This is a genomic window from Brevundimonas sp., assembly GCF_035999125.1.
Taxonomy (GTDB): Bacteria; Pseudomonadota; Alphaproteobacteria; order Caulobacterales; family Caulobacteraceae; genus Brevundimonas.
Window position 1 is genome coordinate 1 of sequence record NZ_DASYGX010000013.1, and the last position, 23040, is coordinate 23040.

The 23040-nt window shown below is 70.7% G+C and carries 22 protein-coding genes, 1 tRNA gene and 1 other RNA gene; 6 read left to right on the top strand and 18 right to left on the bottom strand.

Annotation, left to right across the window (positions count from 1 at the left end; translation table 11 throughout):
• The first annotated feature begins 421 nt into the window (after positions 1–421).
• Positions 422–3112 carry a pyruvate, phosphate dikinase gene (gene ppdK / locus VGN45_RS11200; RefSeq protein WP_327462438.1) on the top strand — a complete coding sequence of 897 codons (2691 nt, stop codon included), beginning with the start codon at positions 422–424 and terminating at the stop codon, positions 3110–3112.
• A gap of 120 nt (positions 3113–3232) precedes the next feature.
• Here the strand turns inward: ppdK and VGN45_RS11205 are convergent, their stop codons facing one another.
• Positions 3233–3808, bottom strand: coding sequence for a hypothetical protein (locus VGN45_RS11205; protein ID WP_327462440.1), 576 nt, complete (start codon positions 3806–3808; stop codon positions 3233–3235).
• Positions 3809–4028: 220 nt separating this feature from the next.
• Between VGN45_RS11205 and VGN45_RS11210 the strand changes: the two genes are divergently transcribed.
• Entirely contained in the window at positions 4029–4556 is a 528-nt protein-coding gene (locus tag VGN45_RS11210) for a porin family protein (protein WP_327462442.1), read from the top strand.
• Between the two features lie 68 nt (positions 4557–4624).
• Here the strand turns inward: VGN45_RS11210 and VGN45_RS11215 are convergent, their stop codons facing one another.
• From VGN45_RS11215 to VGN45_RS11235, 5 genes are all read right to left on the bottom strand, one after another.
• Entirely contained in the window at positions 4625–4891 is a 267-nt protein-coding gene (locus VGN45_RS11215; RefSeq protein WP_327462443.1) for a hypothetical protein, read from the bottom strand.
• 82 nt (positions 4892–4973) lie between these two features.
• On the bottom strand, positions 4974–6125 hold the full coding sequence (locus VGN45_RS11220) for a beta-ketoacyl-ACP synthase III (RefSeq protein WP_327462445.1): 1152 nt from the start codon (positions 6123–6125) through the stop codon (positions 4974–4976).
• Between the two features lie 48 nt (positions 6126–6173).
• On the bottom strand, positions 6174–8342 hold the full coding sequence (locus VGN45_RS11225; protein WP_327462447.1) for a capsular polysaccharide biosynthesis protein: 2169 nt from the start codon (positions 8340–8342) through the stop codon (positions 6174–6176).
• Complete coding sequence (locus VGN45_RS11230) at positions 8339–9160, bottom strand: CoA ester lyase (protein ID WP_327462449.1); 822 nt, start codon at positions 9158–9160, stop codon at positions 8339–8341. The genes VGN45_RS11225 and VGN45_RS11230 overlap by 4 nt, the downstream gene beginning before the upstream one ends.
• 5 nt (positions 9161–9165) lie before the next feature.
• Positions 9166–9903 (bottom strand): SDR family NAD(P)-dependent oxidoreductase, encoded by a 738-nt coding sequence (locus VGN45_RS11235; RefSeq protein WP_327462451.1) that lies wholly within the window; start codon positions 9901–9903, stop codon positions 9166–9168.
• A 115-nt stretch (positions 9904–10018) separates the two neighbouring features.
• Between VGN45_RS11235 and VGN45_RS11240 the strand changes: the two genes are divergently transcribed.
• The gene (locus VGN45_RS11240; RefSeq protein WP_327462453.1) at positions 10019–10873 is read left to right on the top strand and encodes an outer membrane protein; all 855 of its coding nucleotides are present in this window, start codon (positions 10019–10021) and stop codon (positions 10871–10873) included.
• 62 nt (positions 10874–10935) lie between these two features.
• Here VGN45_RS11240 and VGN45_RS11245 read toward each other — a convergent pair whose 3' ends face one another.
• On the bottom strand, positions 10936–11439 hold the full coding sequence (locus tag VGN45_RS11245; protein WP_327462455.1) for a GAF domain-containing protein: 504 nt from the start codon (positions 11437–11439) through the stop codon (positions 10936–10938).
• Positions 11440–11689: 250 nt separating this feature from the next.
• Between VGN45_RS11245 and VGN45_RS11250 the strand changes: the two genes are divergently transcribed.
• A complete protein-coding gene (locus VGN45_RS11250) occupies positions 11690–13135 on the top strand; it encodes a tetratricopeptide repeat protein (RefSeq protein ID WP_327462457.1) in 1446 nt (481 codons plus the stop codon).
• A gap of 25 nt (positions 13136–13160) precedes the next feature.
• A complete protein-coding gene (locus VGN45_RS11255) occupies positions 13161–14642 on the top strand; it encodes a hypothetical protein (protein WP_327462459.1) in 1482 nt (493 codons plus the stop codon).
• A 28-nt stretch (positions 14643–14670) separates the two neighbouring features.
• On the opposite strand, the gene VGN45_RS11260 is transcribed toward VGN45_RS11255, so the two are convergent.
• The 6 genes from VGN45_RS11260 to sppA form a co-directional block, all read right to left on the bottom strand.
• On the bottom strand, positions 14671–15009 hold the full coding sequence (locus VGN45_RS11260) for a hypothetical protein (protein ID WP_327462461.1): 339 nt from the start codon (positions 15007–15009) through the stop codon (positions 14671–14673).
• Between the two features lie 97 nt (positions 15010–15106).
• Positions 15107–15179: transfer RNA gene (locus VGN45_RS11265), tRNA-Ile, on the bottom strand.
• 133 nt (positions 15180–15312) lie between these two features.
• Positions 15313–15685, bottom strand: an RNA gene (gene rnpB / locus VGN45_RS11270) — RNase P RNA component class A.
• 44 nt (positions 15686–15729) lie between these two features.
• Positions 15730–16494, bottom strand: a complete 765-nt coding sequence (locus VGN45_RS11275; RefSeq protein ID WP_327462463.1) for an N-acetylmuramoyl-L-alanine amidase — start codon at positions 16492–16494, stop codon at positions 15730–15732.
• Between the two features lie 7 nt (positions 16495–16501).
• A complete protein-coding gene (locus tag VGN45_RS11280; RefSeq protein WP_327462464.1) occupies positions 16502–16819 on the bottom strand; it encodes a hypothetical protein in 318 nt (105 codons plus the stop codon).
• 91 nt (positions 16820–16910) lie between these two features.
• Positions 16911–18692 carry a signal peptide peptidase SppA gene (sppA, locus tag VGN45_RS11285; RefSeq protein ID WP_327462466.1) on the bottom strand — a complete coding sequence of 594 codons (1782 nt, stop codon included), beginning with the start codon at positions 18690–18692 and terminating at the stop codon, positions 16911–16913.
• Positions 18693–18920: 228 nt separating this feature from the next.
• On the opposite strand from sppA, the gene panD reads away from it, so the two are divergent.
• Positions 18921–19277, top strand: a complete 357-nt coding sequence (gene panD / locus VGN45_RS11290) for an aspartate 1-decarboxylase (protein ID WP_327462468.1) — start codon at positions 18921–18923, stop codon at positions 19275–19277.
• On the opposite strand, the gene VGN45_RS11295 is transcribed toward panD, so the two are convergent.
• From VGN45_RS11295 to VGN45_RS11315, 5 genes are all read right to left on the bottom strand, one after another.
• Positions 19261–19776 (bottom strand): methylated-DNA--[protein]-cysteine S-methyltransferase, encoded by a 516-nt coding sequence (locus tag VGN45_RS11295; RefSeq protein ID WP_327462470.1) that lies wholly within the window; start codon positions 19774–19776, stop codon positions 19261–19263. The two genes, panD and VGN45_RS11295, sit on opposite strands and share 17 nt — an antisense overlap.
• Complete coding sequence (locus tag VGN45_RS11300) at positions 19766–20917, bottom strand: bifunctional transcriptional activator/DNA repair enzyme AdaA (RefSeq protein ID WP_327462472.1); 1152 nt, start codon at positions 20915–20917, stop codon at positions 19766–19768. Before VGN45_RS11300 ends, VGN45_RS11295 begins: the two co-directional genes overlap by 11 nt.
• 55 nt (positions 20918–20972) lie before the next feature.
• Complete coding sequence (locus VGN45_RS11305; protein ID WP_327462474.1) at positions 20973–22097, bottom strand: hypothetical protein; 1125 nt, start codon at positions 22095–22097, stop codon at positions 20973–20975.
• 14 nt (positions 22098–22111) lie between these two features.
• Positions 22112–22441, bottom strand: a complete 330-nt coding sequence (locus VGN45_RS11310; protein WP_327462476.1) for a PadR family transcriptional regulator — start codon at positions 22439–22441, stop codon at positions 22112–22114.
• Between the two features lie 78 nt (positions 22442–22519).
• A complete protein-coding gene (locus VGN45_RS11315) occupies positions 22520–22864 on the bottom strand; it encodes an endonuclease domain-containing protein (protein ID WP_327462478.1) in 345 nt (114 codons plus the stop codon).
• Positions 22865–23040 lie beyond the last annotated feature (176 nt).

Below are 23040 nucleotides of genomic sequence, written 5' to 3' on the forward strand. Positions count from 1 at the left end.
CCCTCCCCCGCGACGGAACCCCCAGATGCTGCCCCACGCCCAAACCGACGTCGGAAAGTCGCGGATGGAAAAACGCAGCGCGTTGAAAGAGCGAGGAAAGACGGGAGAAGTCGTCACGACTTCCCGACCCAAGGCGCCGCAACCTCTCCCTGCGGGAGAGGGCTTGAGGCTCGCAGAGCGTCAGCGATGCGCCAAGCCGAAAGGGTGAGGGGCGACTGTCGAAAGGGAGCCCCTCACCCTTTCGCGCAAAACCGATCGCCCTCCAGGCTCTCGGACGCTCAAGCCCTCTCCCGCCGGGAGAGGGACGCATGGGCGGTGCACGCTCCGTGCGAGGATCCCCTCACGCGATGTTTCATCCGCGCCCTACCCTTCCCCGCCGACGCGCGTTAGTCAGACCCAAACAAGCTTCAGGGGCTGACGGATGACGAAGTGGGTCTACGGCTTCGGCGGAGGATCCGCCGACGGCGACGCGTCGATGAAGAACCTGCTGGGCGGCAAGGGCGCCAACCTGGCGGAGATGTCGTCGCTGGGCCTGCCGGTGCCGCCGGGCTTCACGATCACGACCGAGGCCTGCGTCCACTACTATTCCAACGGCCAGTCTTATCCGGCCGATCTGGCGGATCAGGTGAAGGCCGGGCTGGCCCAGGTCGAGGGGATCGTCGGCAAGACGTTCGGCGACGCGTCGAACCCGCTGCTGGTCTCGGTCCGCTCCGGCGCGCGGGCGTCGATGCCGGGGATGATGGACACGGTCCTGAACCTGGGCCTGAACGACCGGACGGTGGAGGGGCTGGCGGCCCTGTCGGGCGACCGTCGCTTCGCTTTCGACAGCTATCGCCGCTTCATCACCATGTATTCGAACGTGGTGCTGGGCCTCAGCCACGACGACTTCGAAGAGGTGCTGGACGACCACAAGGATCGCCTTGGCGTGACCGTCGACACCGACCTGTCGGCAGGCGACTGGGAGAAGGTGGTGGGGGACTACAAGCGCGTGGTCGAGGACCGGCTGGGGTCGCCCTTCCCGCAGGATCCGCACGACCAGTTGTGGGGCGCGGTCGGCGCGGTGTTCGCCAGCTGGATGAACGACCGGGCCAAATTCTATCGCCGCATGCACGACATCCCCGAGAGCTGGGGCACGGCGGTGAACGTCCAGTCCATGGTGTTCGGTAACATGGGCGAGACGTCGGCGACGGGCGTGGCCTTCACCCGCAATCCGTCGACGGGCGAGGCGAAGCTGTACGGCGAGTTCCTGATCAACGCCCAGGGCGAGGACGTGGTGGCGGGCATCCGCACGCCGCAGTCGCTGACCAAGGCCGGGCGCGAGGAGATGGGCGAGACCAAGCCCTCTATGGAAGAGGCGATGCCCAAGGTGTTCGCTCAGTTCGTCGACGTCGTCGGGCGGCTGGAAGCCCACTATCGCGACATGCAAGATATTGAATTCACGGTCGAACAGGGCCGGCTGTGGATGCTGCAGACCCGCAACGGCAAACGCACCGCCAAGTCGGCGTTGAAGATCGCGGTGGATCTGGCGGCCGAGGGCGTCATCTCGCAGGAAGAGGCGGTGTCGCGGGTCGAGCCGTCGGCGCTGGACCAGCTACTGCATCCGACGCTGGACCCGAACGCCGAGCGCAAGGTGGTGGCCGCCGGCCTGCCCGCCAGCCCCGGCGCGGCGACCGGCAAGGTCACCTTCGACGCCGACGAGGCCGAGCGTCTGGCCGAACACGGCGAGGCCGTCATCCTGGTCCGCGAGGAGACCAGCCCGGAAGACATCCACGGCATGCACGCGGCGCGCGGCATCGTCACGGCGCGCGGCGGCATGACCAGCCACGCGGCGGTGGTGGCGCGCGGCATGGGCCGCCCCTGCGTCTCGGGCGCGGGCGAAATCCACATCGACGAAAAGGCCCAGACCTTCACGGCCCGCGGCCGCACCTTCAAGGCCGGCGAGGTCATCACCATCGACGGCTCCAAGGGCGAGGTCATGGAGGGCGCGGTCCCCATGATCGAGCCGGAGCTGACGGGCGACTTCCAGACCCTGATGGCCTGGGCCGATCAGGTGCGCCGCCTGAAGGTGCGGGCCAACGCCGAGACGCCGCTGGACGCCCGCACCGCGCGCGGCTTCGGGGCCGAGGGCATCGGCCTGTGCCGCACCGAGCACATGTTCTTCGACGACACCCGCATCGCCGCGGTGCGCGAGATGATCCTGGCCGACGACGAGGCGGGGCGGCGTCAGGCCCTGGCCAAGATCGCGCCGTTCCAGAAGGCGGACTTCGTCGAACTGTTCACCATCATGACCGGCCTGCCGGTGACGGTGCGCCTGCTGGACCCGCCGCTGCACGAGTTCATCCCGCACACGGAGGCGGAGATCGACGCCCTGGCGGCGTCGCAGGGGCTGGACGCCGGCAAGCTGAAGAAGCGGGCCCGTGACCTGCATGAGACCAACCCCATGCTGGGCCATCGCGGCTGCCGGCTGGGCGTCGCCTATCCCGAGATTTACGAGATGCAGGTGCGGGCGGTGCTGGAGGCGGCGCTGGAGGTGAAGGCGTCGTCGGGCACCGCGCCGATCCCGGAGATCATGCACCCGCTGGTCGCCATGGGTCCGGAGATGAAATTCCTGCGCGAGCTGACCGACCGGGTGGCCGAGGCGGTCTTCGCCGAGGCCGGCGACCGGGTCGAGTATCTGGTGGGGACCATGATCGAGCTGCCGCGCGCGGCGCTGCGGGCCGGCGACCTGGCGCAGCACGCCCAGTTCTTCAGCTTCGGCACCAACGACCTGACGCAGACGACGTTCGGCATCAGCCGCGACGACAGTGGCCGGTTCCTTCAGGCCTATCTCGACAAGGGCATCTTCGAGGCCGACCCGTTCGTGCGGCTGGATCAGGACGGCGTCGGCGACCTGATCAAGATCGCCGCCGAGCGCGGCCGGGCCGAGCGGGCGGACGTCAAGCTGGGCATCTGCGGCGAGCACGGCGGCGACCCGGCCTCGATCGCCTTCTGCGAGGGCGCGGGCCTGGATTACGTCAGCTGCAGCCCCTATCGCGTGCCGATCGCCAGGCTGGCGGCGGCGCAGGCGGCGCTGGTCGCTCGGGGCGGCGAGGCGCGCGAGAAGGATCGGTAGACCGCCGACGGACGCTCCGCCTCAACACGGACAACGCGCAGGACAAAAGACGGACAAGTCATGTTCGGCGACGAGGACGCACTCCACAAGATGGACATGCCGTTTCGTCTCTGAGCCCCGTCATCTGAAGTTGCAGCTTACCCCGGCCCAAAGGTTCGAGACCCGGCCGTCTTCCAGAATGCCGTACACCCCGCCGAAGCTGAACTCGGGCCCCAGCGTCGTTTCCTCGACCTCGATCACGTGCGCGCCCTCCAGGTCCGCGCGGGAGGAGCCGACGCCGACGCCGCTCATCATCGTGGGACCGGCGGCGTTCACGGCCCAGCCGGCGAAGGCGCCGTTCTGGAACCACAGGGTCAGGCCGTTCCAGGTGGCGTAATCCAGCGGCCCGGCCCCGCATTCGGAGTTCGTGCCGCGCTCGGCCGGGGCGCCGGACATGGCCGCGCCCACCATGGCGGCGACCTGCTCGGCCGGCTGGCCGAACGGCAGGGTCGCGGTCGATCCCGACTGCCGGTCCACCAGGCGCAGCCCCTCCGGGTCCAGCGCGACGGCGCGGGTCGAAGCCGGCGCGGGCGCGGTCGTGGCGGGCGCCTCGGCCCCCGGCTGCACGGAGGGCGCGGAGGCCGGCTCCTCCGCCGTCTCGCCGCACGCGGCGAGCGTCAGAGCGGACAAGGCGATCAGGGCGGCCGGGCGGATCATGGCGAACTCCGTCGATGAGGATGAGCACAAGGTAATCCGTCGCCCCGATTTAGACAACATCCCGCCGAGATTGGCGTAACGCCGACTGTGCCAAGTTCTCAACATCGAAAAACATGTAGAAAAGGCAATGTGGAACGGACGACGGGTCATCCTATTTAGTTCTCCGCTGGATGGGGCTCGGCGATCGAAGAAATCGCCGCATCCATGGAGTGATGAAACAATGCGTAACGTCTTTCTTCTTTCGACCGCCGCCGCGGCTCTGTTCGCCGCCCCGGCGATGGCGCAGGACGCGTCCAACGTCTACGGCTCGGTGGGCTATTCCCAGATCGAGGCCGAAGAGGTCGAGCTGGGCGCCGTGACGGGCCGTCTGGGCTACAAGTTCAACCCGAACTTCGCCGTCGAAGGCGAAGCCTCGTTCGGCGTCGCCGACGAGGACGTCGATCTGGGCGGGGGCGTAACCGCAAACGTCGAGCATGAGTACGACGCGGCCGTCTACGCCGTCGGCATCCTGCCGATCTCGCCGAACTTCGAACTGTTCGGCCGCGCCGGCTACGGCACGACCGAGATCGAGGCCTCGGCCGCAGGCGTCTCGGCCAGCGAGTCCGGCGAGAGCTGGAACTACGGCGTCGGCGCCAACTGGTCGTTCGACGGCCGCAACGGCATCCGCGCCGACTGGACCCGTCGCGACTTCACCAACGACGGCGGCGAAGCCGACGTCTGGTCGCTGGGCTACGTGCGCAAGTTCTGATCGCGCGATCCAGGATCGTCAGGGAGGGCGCGCTTGCAAGGGCGCGCCCTTTCTTCATGGCGGAGAGGTCACACCGCCAGACCCGGCGCCAGGGCCCAGCGCTGGGAGCCCTCGCCGAACGGGCGGACGAAGAAGTCGCGGCAGGTCTCGAGCAGTTCCACGATCCGGGCGGCGAGGTCGGGCTTGCGCACCTCCTCGCCCCTCTGTCGTCGCATGGCCACCACGCAGTCGATGACCACGGTCTGGTGCGCGGAACCGCCGAAGCGCTTGAGCACCTCGGCCATGTCCCACACCAGCGGATCGTTCACGGGCGCACTGCGGGCCGTCTGAGCCATTCGGGTTCCCCCTTGTTCTCGACGAGGAACCGTTCGCAAAAACGCCTGTCGGGTGCAAGCGTGAGCGCGAAATCGTGAACGGTCAGCGCCGGCGCACGAACACCGTGCCCGCCGAATAGCCCGCGCCGAAACTGCAGATCAGGCCGACCTCGCCCGCGTCGAAGCCCCCTTGGCGCAGGTGGAAGGCGATGATCGACCCGGCCGACGAGGTGTTGGCGTAGTCGTCCAGGATGATCACGTTCTCTTCCGGCGACGGGTCGCGGCCCAGCACCTTGCGGCCGATCATCTCGTTCATGTTGATGTTGGCCTGGTGCAGCCACAGGCGCTTCAGCGCCGTCGGCTCAAGCCCCAGGTCGCGGGCGTGGCCCACGATCATGTCGGAGACCATCGGCACCACGTCCTTGAAGACCTTGCGCCCCTGCTGGACGAACATCTTGTCGGTCTTCCCGTCGTTCAGCGGCGACGGGTCCGAGACGGCCTGGGCGTCCTCCCGCGCGGCGCGGTTCAGGAACCCGAAATTGTTGCGGATGTTGTTGGAGAACACGGTCTTCAGCCGCGTGCCCAGAATCTCCCAGCCGCCGGGCCCGGCGGTGTCGGCGCTTTCCACGATCACGGCGGTGGCGACGTCGCCGAAGATGAAGTGGCTGTCGCGGTCCATGAAGTTCAGGTGGGCCGAGCAGATCTCCGGATTGACCATCAGCACGGCCTTGGTCGAGCCCGAAGCGATGAAGTCCGCCGCCGTCTTGATGCCGAACGTCGCGCTGGAACAGGCCACGTTCATGTCGAAGGCGAAGCCCTCGATCCCCAGCGCCTGCTGCACCTCGATGGCCATGGCCGGATAGGGGCGCTGCATGTTGGACGCGGCGCAGATGACGGCGCCGATCTCGCCGACCGGCTTGCCCCAAGCGGCGATCGCCTGCTGCGCCGCCTTCACCGCCATCTCGGCCAGGATCGACAGCTCGTCGTTCGACCGCTCCGGCAGGTGCGGGACCATGCGGGCGGGGTCCAGGATGCCGGCCTTGTCCAGCACGAACCGCTGCTTGATGCCCGACGCCTTCTCGATGAACTCGACCGACGACGGCGTCAGCGCCTCCAGCTCACCCGACGCGATGCGGTCGGCGTGCTGGGCGTTCCAGCGCTCGGCCCAAGCGTTGTAGGCGGCGACCAGTTCTTCGTTGGTGATCGATTGGTCCGGCGTGAACAGGCCGGTGGCGGCGATGACGGATGCGGTCATGTCTTCCCTGAGGCGGCCCCCGCCGACCTTCGTTGTCTTTCAGGACGTTCAATAGGCCGGTGGTCGACGCCGGTCGAGGGCGGTCGTGAGCGCCCGCATGATCCGCGACCGGCGACGCGGCTCAGGGGCCGCTTCCAGCGCGGCTACGACGTCCTCCGCCTCGCAGGGCACGCCGTTCGGCGCGACGTACAGCGGATGCAGGATCAGCGCCGCCGCCACCAGATCGTCCACCGTCGGCCGGGCCGTCCGGCGTGGGATCGGCAGGGCGTCCTCGGTCAGGCCCCACCCGGCATAGAAGGGCCGCCCGAACGTCAGCACGCGCTTGCCCCGCATCAGGGCCTCGAACCCTGCGGTGGAAGTCATCACGGCGACGGCGTCCGCCGCCTCCAGGCAGGCGATCACGTCCAGATCGTCGGCCCGCGCGTCGGCCAATGCGGCGGCCTCGTGCGGCAGGGCGCCGACCCGGTTGCCCGCGCGCACGTCCGGATGATCCCGCCAGACCAGGAAGGCGTCGGGATTCCTGCGACGCACCTCGGCGAGCAGGGCCGCGTTGGTGCGGATCGTGTCGCAGCCCAGCACCACCGACCGGTCGTCCTCGACCTGCCCCAGCACCAGGATGCGCTCCCGGTCCGTCGGCCAGTCCGGGGTCGGCGCGCCGCCCAGATTGTACTTGCTCAGCCCCGCCGCGACGATCCGCTGCCGCAGCCGCGCGCCCCGCGCCCGGTCGGCGGCGGAGACGCCCCGCTGGATCAGCGTCTCCAGATCCGACGGCGCCGACGGATCGTAATGGACGCCCGTCCCGTCCAGCACCGCCGACAGCGCCGGCGTGAAGTCCGAGCCCAGACCCCGAGACCGCAGGAACCCGTCCTCCATCCGCCACAGGGCGACGCCGGCGGCCTGCGCCTGCCACGCCAGCCCTTCCGGCTCCCGCCCCGCCCAGACCAGCACGCGTCCCCCGTCCGACGCGGCGGCGGACAGGGCGGACGCGGCCGAGGGGTGAAATCTGATCCCTCTCCCGGCGGGAGAGGGCTTGAGCGTCCAAGAGCGAAGCGATTGGAAACGCGAAAGGGAGAGGGGTTCGGCGGCGACCCGCGTCGCACGGTAGCCCCTCTCCCTTTCGGCTGGCGCATCGCTTCGCTCTGCGAGCCTCAAGCCCTCTCCCGCCGGGAGAGGGAGAGCTGGCGGACTGTTCATCAACCGCAGCACCGCCGCCCGCTTCGGCGGGGTGAATCCGACCGCGTGCCACCGCCCCTCCAGCCGCCGGGCGCGGCGCGTCAGGGCGGCGAGGCGATCGACCCCTTCCTCCGGCGTGCAGGCCTCGCCCGTCACCGGATCGACCCAGCGGCAGTGGGCGATCATCGCCGCGTGGACCACGTCCTCTATCGAGCGCGGCACGCCGCGGCGCGGCGGCGTCACGTCGTCCTGAGTCAGCTCCCACCCGGCATAGAAGGGGGCGCCGAAGACCCGGACGGGCAGCCGCCGCCACAGCGCTTCGAACCCCAGGCCGCTGGTCACGACGTAGACCGCGTCCACCGCGTCCAGCAGGTCGGCGGCGCGCACGTCGTCCGCGACCGTCAGATCGCGCGCGTCCGACAGATCCAGACAGCCGCGCTTCAACCCGGCGGCGACGGCCGGATGGCGCTTCACGATCAGTTGGGCGTCCGGCTCGTCCTGACGCGCGGCCGCCAGCATGCGGGCGAAGCTCCACGGCCCGGCATGCCCCAGGGGGATCGAGGCGTCGCCCGCCGTCTGGTCCACGATCAGGATGCGCCGTCCCGGCTTCAGGATCGAGGGGTCCAGCGGCCGGCCGAGATTGGTCTTCGACAGACCGTGGGCGACGGCGGCCTCCATCAGCGCGCGGGCGCACGCGCGTTCGGGCGCCGTCGGCTCAGCGGCGATGGTCTCTTCGATCCCCGAGGCCCGCGAGGCGTCGTAGTATGCGCCCAAAGGATCGACGATCAGCGACATGGACGGCGTCCCCGCCTCGCCCAGTCCGACGGACCGAAGAAAGCCGTCCTCCAGCGAGATGTAGGGCAGCCCGGTCAGCCGCGACCACGCCCGGCCGGCGGCCGACGACCGCTTCATGCCCCACCCCAGCACCGCCCTGACGTCCGGCCCCGGCAGGGCGCGGAAGGCGTGTTCGGGCAGAAGCGCGCGGCGATGCGCCAGACCCAGCAGGCCGGGCGTGCAGGCCCAGGCGGGCTCCGGCGGGCTCACTCCCCCGCCCGGGCCAGCGTCCGGCGGGCGGCGTCGAGGTGCAGGCGCTCGACCATCTCGCCGTCCAGCGACACGGCGCCCCTGCCCGTGGCGTCCGGCGCCTCGAAGGCCTCGACGATCGTCCGCGCGCGGGCCAACGCTTCGGCGGACGGGCTGAACGCGGCGTTGGCGCCCGCGATCTGGCGCGGATGGATCAGGCTCTTGCCGTCGAAGCCGTGGAGCGCGCCCTGGGCGCATTCGCGGGCGAACCCCTCGTCGTCGTGGAACCGGTTGAAGACCCCGTCGATCGCCGCGATGCCGCCCATGCGGGCGGCCGCGACCACCGCGGCCAGCCAAGGCTTCAGCGGCTCCCGATCTTCGCTCGGCCCCGTGCCCAGCGTCGCCGCCAGATCATTGACGCCCAGCATGAGCGCCTGCAGCGCCGGATGCGCGCCCGCGATCTCCGGCAGGCGGAACAGGGCCGCCGGCGTCTCGATCATGGCCCACAGACGTGCGCCGGTCGCCGCGCCGACGGCGCGCACCACCGGGGCCGCGGCCTCGACCTTGGGCAGGACGATCAGTCCGCACCCGGCCTCTCTCAGCGACTCCAGATCGTCGGCATGCCACGGCGTGCCCTCGCCGTTGACGCGGACGCCCAGCCTCGGCCCGAAGCCGCCGGCCCGCACCGCCTCGACGGCGGCCGCCCGGGCTTCCGCCTTCATCTCCGGCGCGACGGCGTCCTCCAGATCCAGAATGGCCACATCGCAGTCGAGCGTCCGCGCCTTCTCCACCGCGCGCGGGTTGGAGGCGGGAAGGAACAGGACGCTGCGCGCCCGCATCAGGCTCACACCCGCCCGGTCACGGGCACCAGGGCGCCGCGCACGGCCCGCGCCTCGGGCGAGGCCAGGAACAGCATCACCGCCGCCAGATCGCGCGGCGCGACCCAGTCCTTCGGATCGGCGTCGGGCATGTCCTTGCGGTTCTGGGGCGTGTCCAGGATCGAGGGCAGCACGGCGTTCACCGTGACGCAGCAGTCCTGAAGTTCCCTCGCCAGCGCCTCGGTCAGGCGATGCACGCCCGACTTGGACGCCGCATAGGCGCCCATTCCGGCCTCGGCCTTCAGGGCGCCGGCAGCGCCGACGTTGACGATGCGCCCCTCGGGGCTCTTCCGCAGCCACGGCAGGGCGGCGCGCGTGGCGTGCAGGCAGGTGAGCACGTTCAGCCGGAACATCTTCTCGTGCGCCGGATCGTCGGCCTCGGTCTTCTGCCAGACGAAGCCGCCGGCGACGTTCAGCAGGGCGTCGATCCCGCCCAGCGCCTCACCCGCCTTGTCCATCGCCGCCTTCGCCTGCGCCGGATCGGTCAGATCGATCCCGCCGATCGTCATCAGGCCCGGCTCGCGCGCGTCGCCCGGCTCATGGTCGATCAGGGCGACGGTCCAGCCCTGCTCCCGCGCCAGCCCGGCCGCCGCCGACCCCAGCACGCCCTGCCCCCCGGTGATGACGACGACGCCACGTTCCATGTGGTGCTCCTTCACCGGCTTTGTGGCGGAGGCGACGCCGCGAGGCCAGTGCAGTTTCATTCCCGCGCGATGCGGCCGATCCGACGCCGTTCGCGGAACTTCGTCCACCGAACCGCATCCGGTCTGCGTCGCCTCCCGTAGCTCGGTCAGGACCACGGGCAGGGAGGCCTCCTACATGACCAGACACACCACGATCGCGGCGATCCTGATCGCCGGCTCCGTATCCGCCGCCGGCGTGGCGTCGGCGCAGGACTGGACCGGTCCCTACGTCACCTTCGCCGTCGGCGGGGACGTCGTCGACGACGACGAGGGCGAGATCACCTTGTTCGACACCGATCAGAACGGCACGTTCGGCGACACCGTCCGCACCAGCGGCGGTGCGGACGCCTTTTCCTCCTCGCCGACGCAGTCCGCCGGTTTCTGCGGCGGCAAGGCGAACGCCAACAATTTCGACGGCGGGTGCCAGGACGACGACGAGGTCGCCAGCGCAGTGGCCGGCCGTATCGGCTGGGACTGGGCCGTCGGCGGCTTCATCTTCGGCGTGCTGGGAGAAGCGGCGAGCATGACGGGCCGGGATCACACCACGGCCTTCAGCATCACCCCGGCCAACTATCAGTTCGCCCGCGGCATAGACGGCCCGGTCTATTCGGCCCGCGTCCGCGTCGGCTCGCCGATGGGGCGGTGGCTGCCCTATGCGACCGCCGGCTATGCCATGGCCGAGGTGGAAGAAACCTACAGCACCACCAACGGCGCCAACAGCTTCACCCCCCTGACCAACACGTCGGACGCCGACGGCTTCCAGGCCGGCGGCGGGCTGGAATACGCCGTCAACGACCGCATCAGCCTGGGGGCGGAATACCTCTACACCGCCCTGGACGTGGACGATCCCCTGGTCGTGCGGATCGGACCGGGCACGGCGCCGCTCACCAATCCGTTCCGCATCGTCAATCCGTCAGGCACGGACACCCGGCGCCAGTCGGACGAGTTCAACCATCACGCCTTTCGCCTGACGGTGACGGCGCGTTTCTGACTGCGGCGTCTCCCCCAATGGACGTCGTCGGCCCCGGTCCCCTCGCCGGGGCCGCCTTTTTTTCAGGCGCTCCCGCCCGCGAACGCCTTGACCAGGATTCGCTCCAGCCATTCCTGATCGGTGGCGTCGAAAGCCGCGGGCTCGGTCGCGTCCACGTCGAACACCGCGATCAGGGCCCCCGAGGCGTCTCGGACCGGCACGACGATCTCGCTGGCCGAGCGCGAATCGCAGGCGATGTGGCCGGGGAAGGCGTGGACGTCGGGCACGACCTGCGTCTCGCCGGTCGCCGCCGCCGCGCCGCAGACGCCGCGGCCGAACGGGATGCGCAGGCACCCCAGCGTCCCCTGATACGGCCCGACCACCAGCTCGTTCGGCTTGCCGGGATCGACGACGTAGAATCCGGTCCAGAAATAGCTCTCGAACCCGTCCGCCAGCATCGAGGCGACCGTCGCCATCCGCGCGGTCAGGTTCGGCTCGCCGTCCAGCACGGCCAGGATCTCCGATTCGAGCTCCGCATAGCGCTCGGCCTTGTCGGCGGGGCGGTCGTTTCGAGCGACGAAAGCCATGAAGTCTCCTGTAGTGAAGCCGGCGCCGCATATGGGGCATGGGCACAGCCGCCGCCACCGTTCGCCCTTGGGGAGAAAAGCGTGGCCGCGCCGACACTTCACGCGCCCATTGCCCCATTGCGGCCGTCATGCGGCAACGCTTTGTCGCTTTTTCGCGTTAACCATGATGTGAAGTTCACTGGACCGGGGGGCCGGTTTGCGAAATGGTTAACGGCCGCTTGGTCGTCGTGGCGTGGGGGATGAGGGGAACATGTCCGAGCGCGGCGAAGCCGATCGTGGCCGGAGGGGGCAGGGGCGCGCTCTGGGCGTCGCCCTGGTCGCCTTTCTGTTGATCGCCGCGCTTCTGACCATGGCGGCCTGCGGCGAGCAGGCCCCGACCTTCTTCCGCCGCACCGGCGGCGCCTCCGACGAGGGCTGCCCCCGCCCCGCGGCGCTCACCGGCGCGGAGTTCAACGATCAGGAGCGCGGGCTGCGCGTGCTGCGCAAGGCGGCCTTCCGAGGCGACTTCTTCGCCCAGCTGGAGCTGGGATCGCGCTACGCCGCCGAGCGCGCGACCGACAAGAACATCGAGGATCCGATCGAAAGCGCCACCTGGCTGGCCATGGCGCTGGCCAATGAGCAGGGCTTCGCCCCGATCAACCGCGTCAACCGCGGGCCCTTCGGCGGGTGGCGGCCCCTGTCTCGCTACGACGACTGCCGCGCCCAAGAGCGCGCCTCGGCCTATCGCCGGCTGGACCGCACCCTGTCGCGCATGACCCTGGAGGAGCAGGAGGCCGTCCGGGACCGCGTGATCTACGTCCTGTCGACCCAGGATGCGCCCGGCTTCCGCACCCTGGCCCGCCTGCACGACGGACTCTACGGCCCCTTCGGAGAGCCGCAGGACAACCCCCAGGGACGTGAGGCCTGGGGCCGGCGCGACGGCCGCGACGGTCTGCGCGCTGCGACCGGCCTGTTCCGCCGCAACGACGTGGACGCCTATCTGTACAACTATCTGGCGGTGCAGACGGGCGACGTCGGCTCCTACGTCCTGCTGAAGGACTTCGAGCGCTCGTCGCCGAATCGGACCCAGTACGGCCGCTTCGTCGAAGCCAAGGCCCGCCAGTGGGTGCCGCCGTTCGAATTCTATCCCAACAAGGCGCCGAACTCCGGCGTGCCGTTCTCCGACGAGAGCCGGCCGCGCGGCGACGCCTTCGAATACGCCACCGGCCGCGTCACCGAACTGCCCTTCGTCCACGTGGGCCGCGCCCTGCGCTATCTCGGCATCTCCGAGATCGCCGCCGCCCAGCCGACGGCGCTCAGCAAGCGCGAGATCGAAAGCCTGGAGGCCGTGCTGGGCCACCCGATGGACGGCCGGCTGTCCCTTCTGGAGCGCGTCCGCGCCATCCAGCTGGCGGCGGTCAACGGCTCGTCCGAGGCGCAGCTGGTGCTGGCGGTCATGTACGCCGAGGGCATCGGCGTGCCGATCGACTACGCCCGCAGCTTCCACTGGTTCGAGGAGGCTGCGCGTCAGGGCAGCCCGGAGGCCAAGTTCGCCCTGTCGTCCTACTTCGCCCTGGGCGTGGCCGGCGTCGCCGATCAGGACAAGGCCGAGGCCGTGGTCCTGAGGATCGACTCGGCTCTGGCCGGCTTCGCGCCGTCCGCCGCCCGCCTGCAGGCCGTCCTGGCCCAGGTCTCCCGCTCGCAGCAGCGCCGATAGGAGGGCGCCCCCCATGACCGCCCCCATGACCCGCAGAACCCTCCGCCACGGATTGGTCGCCGCCTCGGCCCTGATGGCCGCCGGCCTGGGCGTCTCCCTGGCGCCGGAAACCGCCGCCGCCCAGGACGCCGCGCGCGTGGAGAGCACCACCCGCCCCAACTTCGGCATCCTGCTTGATCCGCCGTCGCGCAGCGCCTCGCGCCGCGGCTCGCACCGCCGGTGGAGCCGGCCGCAGCACGGCTATGGCCACCCCGGGCCCGCCTATCCCGGCCCGATCCGGCCCGGCGGCCAGGAAGAGGTCGTTCTGGTCGACTGCGGCGGCAATCCCGGCACCGGCGCGGTCGAGGACGCGGTGCGCCGCGTGCGGCCGGGCGGCACCCTGATCCTGCGCGCGCGGGGCGGGCCGTGCGTCGGCTGGCTGAACGTCGACAAGCCGCTGAACATCATCGGCGAGGGCGGCTTCGACCCGCGCGACTGGGACCGCAATCCGGCGATCACCCTCCAGGCGCCGGACGGCCTGCCCTGCATGACGGTGGCGGCGGGCGTGCGGGTCAGCGTCCGCGACGTGGTCTTCACCTCGCCCCACGCCGGCGAGGCCGCCTGCGTCATCGGCTATGACGCCCAGATCGAAATGAACCGCGTCGGCTTCCGTCACGTGGGGGACGAGGCGGCCATCTATCTGGACGGCGGCCTGCTGGACATTCGCAACGCCGTGATCGACGCCCAGACCGTGGCGCCGGCCATCATCGCCGACGGCGCGTCCATGACGGCGTACGACATGGTCGTCTATGGGGCCCAGTCGGGTCTGGAGGTCACGCCGGGCGCCGGCCAGACCGTCACCATCTCCACCACGACGCTGAAGGGCGTCGGCGTGCCGAACAACTTCGGCCCGCGCAGCATCGGCATGGTCGTCCGCTCCGGCCGCGACTACGGCCGGGTCGAGATCACCAACACCAAGATCTGCGGCTACGTCGAGGGCGTGGCGGTAGAGGGCGCCTCGGTCGCCATCAGCGACAGCAACATCTGCCGCACCGACAAGGGCGTGGTCCTCTACAACGGCGAGCTGACGCTGAAGGACAGCCGCATCGTGGCCGACACCGTCGGCGTGGCCGCCGCCTCGGGCCGCGCGATCGTGACGGACAACACCTTCGCCCGGGTGCGCGAGGTGATCTATGCAGAGCCTCGGGCGGTGGTCGAGGCGTCGGACAACCTGGTCTGGTCCCAGAGCCTGTGCCGAGCCCGCTTCCGCGAGCGCTATCGCGGCCGGTACGAGCCCTACTGGACCGGCGGCCAGGGCTGGCAGTGCGCCTACGGCGCCTATCCGCAGGACTGGTACGAGGAGGACGAGGCCCTGCTCGGCATCCCGTACGAGGATCACGGCTACACGCTGGGCGGCTACGACGACTACCGCCAGGGCTACGGCTGGTACGACCGCGAAGGCCGCTACATCCAGGACCGCTCCTACGTCGGCGACGACCGCTGGGACGACGGCCGGCGGCGGCGTTAGGCCCGGCCGTCGACCGTCGGCGGGTTCCTCACTGCGGCGAGACGCAGGTTCCTGGCCCTGGCGGGCAGGTCGAGGACGACGTGGAAGGAGGCGGCGCCGCGTCGGGACCATCCGAGGCCGGCTGCGTCGGATAGTAGGGCGGCAACGGATTGCCCTGGTCGTCCTGGAACAGATAGTCGTAGCAGCTCGGCGACCGGTTTCCGTACGCATCGACGACGCAGGGTGCGGATGGCCGCGGGGCGTAATAGCCGCCGGACGCGTTGGGCTGTCCATAGGTCCCGTTCCAGTAGGTCGGGTCCGACAGCACGTCGCACCCGGCCAGAGCCGCCGGAGCCATGATCAGCAGAGCGATCTTGAGCGTCTTCATCGTTGGATCCTCCCGTTTGGAGAGAAACCCGGCGCCCCCGGCGAGTCAATCTGATCCTTCCTGACTCCGAGCCCGTGCGGATCCGCTCCGGCGGCGGTAGGCCCGGCAGGACTCGAACCTGCAACCAGACCGTTATGAGCGGTCGGCTCTGACCATTGAGCTACGGGCCCCCGCGGGCGGGCTCGCGGCGTAGCAGCCGCCGCGCCCGCCCTCAAGCGCGGCGCGTCCGTGGGCGTCCATGCGCCCTCCCGCCCTCAAGCAGCGAGCCGCCGCGCGGCGAGCGGTAGGGCCACCAAGAAGAGAAGCGCCAGACGGTCTGTAAGCCGGGTTCTGTCCCCGCGAGCGGGTGACGGTCATTCCTCTGGGCCGACCCTCGCGGATCGGCTCTCGCGACCAACCCGGACGCCTCGGGCGGTGAACCCTGCGGCCGAAACCGCGCGACGTCCCTATTCGGTCTTGCTCCCGGCGGGGCTTGCCATGCCGTCCACGTTGCCGGGGACGCGGTGGGCTCTTACCCCACCCTTTCACCCTTACCGGCCCCGAAGAGCCGGAGGTTTGCTTTCTGTGGCGCTGTCCCTCGGGTCGCCCCGGGCGGGAGTTACCCGCCGCCGTTTCACCGTGGAGCCCGGACTTTCCTCGACGAACCGAAGCCCGCCGCGACCGCCCGACCGTCTGGCGAGGCGACAGATGCGCCTTGCAAGGCTCGCCGTCAAACCGGCCCTAGTTCAGCACGCCCGTCACGCTCTCCGCGCTGGCCAGCTGCAGCAGGCCCACCAGCCGCGCGCGCGTCTCGCCGTCGGCGATGCCATCGACCGCCGCCGGCCGCCAGTGGCGCTGGAAAGCCTCCACCGTCAGGCGCAGCTCCTCGTCATAGGTCGTGCGCGCCGTCACGCCGTAGCCCAACCGGTGCAGGCCGGCGCTCAGCACCGTCACCCCGATGCCCTCGTCCCCGGGGCTCAGGGGCGCGCCGAGCGCCGCCACGCGCTCCATCGCCGGCTCGAACCACAGGCCGTGGTGCGCCTCGGCCAGCCGCTTCCACGGGAAGCGTTCGCCCGGGTCCTGCTTTCGGTCCGGCGCCAGGTCGGAGTGGCCGATGATGCGGACGTCCGGGATCGACCAGCGCGAGCGGACGTCGCCGACCAGGGCGATCACGGCGGCGATCTGCGCCTCGGGGAAGTCGCGATAGCCCCACTCATGCCCCGGATTGACGATCTCGATGCCGACCGAGGCGGCGTTGCAGTCGGTCTCGCCCTGCCACACGCCCTTGCCGGCGTGCCAGGCGCGGCGTTCCTCGGGGACCAGCCGCAGGATCGATCCGTCCTCGTCGACGACATAGTGCGACGACACCCGCGCCTCGGGATCGCGCAGGCGCGCCACGGCCTCCTCGGCCGTCTTCATGCCCGTGTAGTGCAGCACCAGCATGTCCGGCGGCGCGCGGCGGGCGTCGAAGTTGGGGGAGGGCGCCTCGACGATCGTCAGAGACATCCGGGGATCAGCGCCGGTCCCAACCGTAGGCGACCCAGGTCCCGTCGACCTTCTTCGCCTCGATGATCTCCGGATCGGTCGCCCGGCGCGACTTGCCGCCGAAGGCCCGGCGCGCGCGGAAGGCGAAAGCGGCCAGCGCCAGCACCAGACCGCCGACCACGGCCATCACCGCCACGGCGGCGGCGGCGAACACCGCCAGCACCGCGCCTACGGCCATGGCGCAGGCGGCGGCGATCATGCCGATCAGGGCGGCGAACGGCCCCATCAGGCCCTTCCCCTTGCGGGCGTCGGGTCCGAGGGCGGCGAGGCGGTCGAACTGGGTCATGCGTCTTCCTTCAACCTTCGCAATGTCGTCGCGACCGGATGAACGGTCAAGGAACGCCCCGTTCACGCCTCGGTGTCCGGGACGTTTCGCCTCACCCGAACGGACGGTCGGCCAGCACCACGGCGCCTTCGCGGCGCATGCGGTCGGCCTCGACGCGACGCGCCACGGCCTGGGCCTGCGGATCCTGGGCGACGCCGCCCAGGAAGACCAGGGCCCGCGCCGCCTCACCCGAGACGCCGAAGGCTTCCGACAGCGCCTCCCAAGGCGACAGGGGCGTCGGGAACCGCTTCAGGCGGATGCGCGCGTCGGCCGGGATCTTGGCCAGCTCGCGGGCCTTGGCGATGGCCTCCTCCAGCCCGCCCAGCTGATCGACCAGGCCCAGCCGCAGGGCCTGGGCCCCGGTCCAGACGCGGCCCTTGGCGATCTCGCGCACCCGCGCCGGCGGCAGGTCGCGCCCGCGCGCCACCCGGGCGACGAAGTCCTCGTAGATGCGGTCCATCTGGCCCGAGACCTTGGCCCGCTGCTCGGCGGTCCAGGGCTGGCTGATGTCGTAGGCGTCGGCGAACTCGCCGCCGACCGACAGGCCGCGCACGTCCACGCCGAACCGGCCGAGCGCGTCGGCCAGCACGAACTTGCCGCCGAACACGCCGATGGAGCCCGTCAGCGTCGCCGGCTGGGCCACGATGTGGTCCGCCTCGGCCGAGATCCAGTAGCCGCCGGACGCGGCGTAGGCGCCCATGGACACCACCACCGGCTTGCCCGCCTTCTGCGCCGCGCGCACCGCCGCGGCGATCTGTTCCGACGCCTCCGGCGAGCCGCCGGGCGAGGAGACGCGCAGGACGATCGCCTTGACCGACTTGTCCTCGATCGCGTCGTAGATGGCCTCGGCCGTGTCGTCCGACATGATGCTGGAGCCGCCGCCGAACGGATCGCCGCCGCCGCCGGTGCCCGTCATGATCGGCCCTTCCGCATAGACGATGGCGACGGCGTCCGAGCCCGTGCCCTCGCGCGCGCCCTTGGCGTCGACGTAGTCGCCGAACTCGACGATCTCGGCCCCGCGCCCGGCCCGGCGCCTGGCCTCGGCCTCGGCCTGCTCGACCTCGCCCAGATGGGTGATCAGACCCCGCGCCCGCGCCTGTTCGGCGGTGTACGGGCCCGCTTCGACCACGGCCTTGAGGGCCGCGGGCGTCATCTTGCGGTCGGTCGCCGCCGCCGCGATCGCGCTGTCGTAGATCGAGCCGACCCACGCCAGCGTCGCCTCGCGGTGCGCGGCGGTGAAGTCCGACTGGGTGTAGACGTTGACGGCGTTCTTGTACTCGTAGCGCTGCTCGAACTGCGGATCGACGCCGTACTTCTCGAAGGCGCGGCCGAAGAAGATCTCCTCCGTCGCCATGCCCGTCATCTGGAAGCTGGCGCTCTGCTGCATCCACAGCTCCGACGCCGAGGCCCCGACCATGTAGGCCGAGACCGACGAACCCATGGGCATGAAGCCCTGCGAGTGGGCGATCACCACCTTGCCCTTGGCCCGCAGGCGGCGGACCGCCTGGCGCACCTCGTCGGCGGCGGCGGGCGTCAGGCCCATCTCCGGCAGGCGCAGCAGCACCACCTTGACCGCGTCGTCGTCGCCCGCCTGGGCCAGTCCGTCGACGATCTCGATCACCGACAGGCCCGCCCCGCCGAAGCTCAGCGGATTGGTCGAGGGGCTGTCGCTGACGCCCTGGCGCAGGTCCAGCTCCAGCACCGTGTTGCGCGGGACCGACGGCTTGGAGCCGGCCGAGGCCGCGGCCATCATGATCAGCGCGATCGGCACGATCACGAGGAACAGCACCAGCCCGGTGAAGACGCCGAGCACGGTCAGGAAGAATTGTTTCATGGGAAGGTCGTCGTCCGGTTCCGGTCAGCCGAGGCGGCGCGAAGCCTGGACCATAGGGCCGGAACCCTCACCGTCAAATGAACCTCCCGTAACGAGCGAAAGCTTGGCCATTCGCTTGCATGCTGCATTGCGGCGCCCGCGATTGATGCGGAGGTCCGAAATCCCTATATCGACGCCCTCAGAGCGGGGGCTGGATCGCCCCGCGTCGCTTCAAAGGCCGCACTCCCCATGCTGGTCACCCTGATGAAGTCCAAGCTGCACCGCGCTGTGGTGACGCAGGCCGACCTCGACTACGAGGGCTCGATCGCCATCGACAGCGACCTGCTGGACGCCGCCGACATCCTGCCGCACGAGCAGGTGGACGTCCTGAACATCACCACCGGCGCGCGCTTCACCACCTACGCCATCCCCGCCCCGCGCGGCTCGCGCGTCATCGGCGTCAACGGCGCCGCCGCCCGCCTGGTGCAGAAGAACGACCGCGTCATCGTCGTCACCTACGGCCAGCTGCCGCAGGAAGAGGCCCGCAACTACAGCCCGACCGTGGTCCTGCTGGACGACGACAACCGTATCAAGCGCGCGGTCTGATCCCCTCGTGTTCGAGGAGCGCCCGCTTGCGCTCCACACCGCCGGCATAGCCCGTCAGCGTCCCGTTCGCGCCGATCACTCGGTGGCACGGCACGATCACGCCCACCGGATTGCCGCCGTTGGCCAGGCCCACGGCCCGCACCGCCTTCGGCCGCCCGATAGCCTGCGCCAGCTGGCCGTAGCTGACCGTGGCGCCCGCCGGAATGCGCCGCAGCGCGGCCCAGACCTCGCGCTGGAACGCCGTGCCTTTGGTCTTCACCTCCAGCCCGTCCAGCGCCGTAAGATCGCCCGCGAAATAGGCCGCGACCGCGTCGCGCACGCGCTGCGGCGCCCGCCCCGGCGTCAGCGTCACCGGCCCCCAGTGCCGGGCCAGCAGCCGCAGCATGCGCGGCTCGTAATCCGCGAAGTCCAGCGCCCGCACCGCGCCCTCGGCGTCGGTCACCACCAGCATCTCGCCCACCGGCGTCGCCAGTCGATCCAGCGTCAGCTCAGGCCGCATCTCTCGTCTCCTCGATCAAATCGCGCGGGTCGATCCCCCCCGCGCGCAGGTGGGCCAGCGCATAGGCCCGCCACGGCCGCCATCCCTCGGCCCGCTCTTCCAATTCGGGCGTGGCCATCCGGTCGCTGGGCGCGTCCTCGCCCGCATCGACCCATGCCCCCGCAAGCCTCAGCCCCGGCCGCGCGGCCACCAGCGGCGCCAGCGCCGGATCGGCCGACAGATCCCGCGCCACCGCTTCTGGGTCGCAGCCGAGGTCGAAGACCCGCCGCACCCGCGCCAGCACGCCCGGGATCGCCCGCAGGTCGTCGACCTCCACGACGATCTCCGCAAAGGAGCGCGGACCTCCAGGTCCGCGTTTTGTCCCGGTCGCGGACGTGGACGTCCGCGCTCCCGACCGCGCCACCGTCACGAGCCCTTCGACGCCCTCTTCCTCGCGGGTCAGCGTCCGCGACCATGTCCCACCCTCTACGCGGTCTCCGCGCGCCGCCAGATCGGCCAGCAGGGCGTCCCAGTCGTGCGGCTCGCGATACGGCAGGCTGATCCGCACCCCGCCGTCCCACGCCCGCTCGGCGCGACGCCGAAGGGCCGACGGGGGGCGGCCGTACAGCGCCTGAAAGGTCTCGTTGAACCGCCGCACGCTGCCGAAGCCGGCGGCCAGCGCCACCTGCGCCATCGGCAGGTCGCCCTCCTGGATCAGGGCCTTGGCCAGCAGCACGCGCCGCGTCTGCGCCACGCTGACCGGCGCGGCGCCCAGATGCTTTCGGAACAGTCGCCGCAACTGCCGCTCGCCCACGCCCAGCCGCTCGGCGAGCGCGTCCACGTCTCCCTCATCGAGCGCCCCCGCCTCGATTAGGGCCAGCGCCCGCGACACCGTGTTCGACGTGCCGTTCCACGCCCCCATCTCCGGCGCCGTCTCGGGCCGGCAGCGCAGGCAGGCGCGAAACCCCCGCTCCTCCGCCGCCGCGGCCGTGGGCACGAAGATCACATTCTGGCGCAGCGGCGTCCGTGCCGGGCACACCGGCCGGCAATAGATCCCCGTCGTTTTCACGCAGGTGAAGAAGCGCCCGTCGAACCGCGCGTCGCGCGTCCGCACCGCGCGCCAGCACGCCTCCTGATCCAGCTCGGGTCCGCTCGTGAACATGGGCGGAGCATGCGCCGGGGCCGGCGCGAAGTCTCGCGGTTTTCGGACATCGACCTCAGCGGCCGCGCGCGACCTTCGCCAGATCGCCCAGGATGGAGAACACCACCGCCAGGCCGAACCCGGCCAGCATGAAGCTCAGCACCGTGCCCAGCACCTGCGCCTGCCCGGCCAGCGTCCGGTCCGCCCGGTCGATCGCGTCCAGCGCATCCCAGCGCAGCAGCTCGACCCCGCCCCGCACCTGCGCCACGGCGCCGTCCGCCGCCGTCAGGTCGAACCAGTGCCCCCACTGGAAGATCGTCCAGGCCAGGACCAGGCTGGCGACGCTCAACCCTATCGCGAGCACGGCGCGCAGCCGCATCATGTCGGGCCGCAGCACGCCCATCAGATCGACCGCCATGTTGGCCAGCGCCAGCGCCAGGATCGGCGCGAACAGGGCCGTCCACACCGGCGCGCCCGACACGGTCACCAGCTGGTCGCCCAGTTCGAACGCCCCGCCCCACGGCCACTCCCACGCGCCGACCCACCACGCGACGAACAGGCCGCCGAAGATCAGGCCGAACAGGGCGTCCGACCCCGGCCAGTTGGCCGTGGAGACCTTCACCGAGACAGGCTTCACCGTGCCCGACGGCCGCTCGACGCCCGCCTTGATCGATCCCGTCAGTCCCCACCGCGCCGGGTCGGCCAAGGTGAACGCATGCAGGTCCTTCACCCGCCAGTCGGTCATCCAGTGCGGCTTGCCGCCCCAGCGCTCCATCGACCACGCCACCGCCGTGATCACGCCGATCAGCACCAAAGCCCCGTCGAAAAAGCCGGCGAAGGCCTGACCGATCGCCTGCCCGAAGGTCTGCGGCCCGCCCGCCAGCGCCGCCAGCGCGCCGACGATCGAAACGGCCGCCACGATGAACAGCCCCGCCTTCACCGCGAACAGCCAGTAGGGATACAGCTCCGGCCCCACCAGGCTGTCCGGCCCGCCGGCGTAGCGCTGGGCCACCACCAGCGGATGGCCGATCTCGCGCAGGATCGCCTCCTGCTCGTCCTCGGTCAGCGGCCGCCCCAGCTCCTCCTCCTTGGCCTCGAACCGGCTCAGGATCAGCTCGCGCAGTTCGGCGACGATGTCGTTGCGTTTCTCGCTGGGCAGCTGCGCCGCCACGACGTCCAGATATTGGTCGATCAGGGCCATCGGTCCCCTCCCCCTCAAAGCATGCGATCAAGGGACGCGCCGATGCGCCGCCATTCGGCGGTCAGCGCCTCCAGCATTTCGAATCCGGCGGGCGACAGGCGATAAAAGCGCTTGTTCCGCTTCTCCTCCTCGCGCCACTCGCTCAGCAGCAGGCCCTGGCTCTCCAGCCGGCGCAGCAGGGGATAGAGGGTCGATTCCTCCATCTCCAGCCCGTCCGCCGCCAGCGCCTGGCGCAGGGTGTAGCCGTACCGCTCGGTCCGCAGACAGGCGAGCACGGCCAGCACCAGCGACCCGCGCCGCAGCTCCAGCCTCATCGCCTCGAACAGCCCGCCGTCGACCGGCATCGCGCTTCACCCTGCTCGCCACATAGTGTGTGACACACAGTGTATGGCGCGGAGTGTGGGGCGGAGTCAAGTAGATGCTCAGTCCGGGGCTCGGCCCGCCGCCGCCAGGATGCCCTCCAGCACCGGCCCAAGGTCGGTCAGCACGTCCCTCGCACCGACGCGGTGGACCCGGATCCCCTTGGCGGCCAACCATTCGTCCCGCCGCGCGTCGTGTCGCAAAGCATCCGGCTGGTCGTGGATCTGACCGTCAACTTCGACCGCCAGCCGCAGTTCGTCGCAATAGAAGTCGAGGATGTACGGCCCGATCGGATGCTGTCGCCGAAAGCGCAGTCCGCGCAGCCTCTTCCCGCGCAGCGCCGCCCACAGCGCCACCTCCGGCAGCGTCAGCTCCCGCCGCAAGCGCCGCGCCCGATCCCGGGTCACCCTCGGAGTCTCCACCGCCGCCTCCCAATCCTCCCCCATAGGGGGAGGGGGACCGCCGGAGCGCAAGCGACGGGGGTGGAGGGGGTCTGCCACGAGTGGGGAAAAGTCGGTTGGCCCAGCCTGGCGTCGCCCCCCCTCCACCCCGTCGGGCTGCGCCCGCCGCGGTCCCCCTCCCC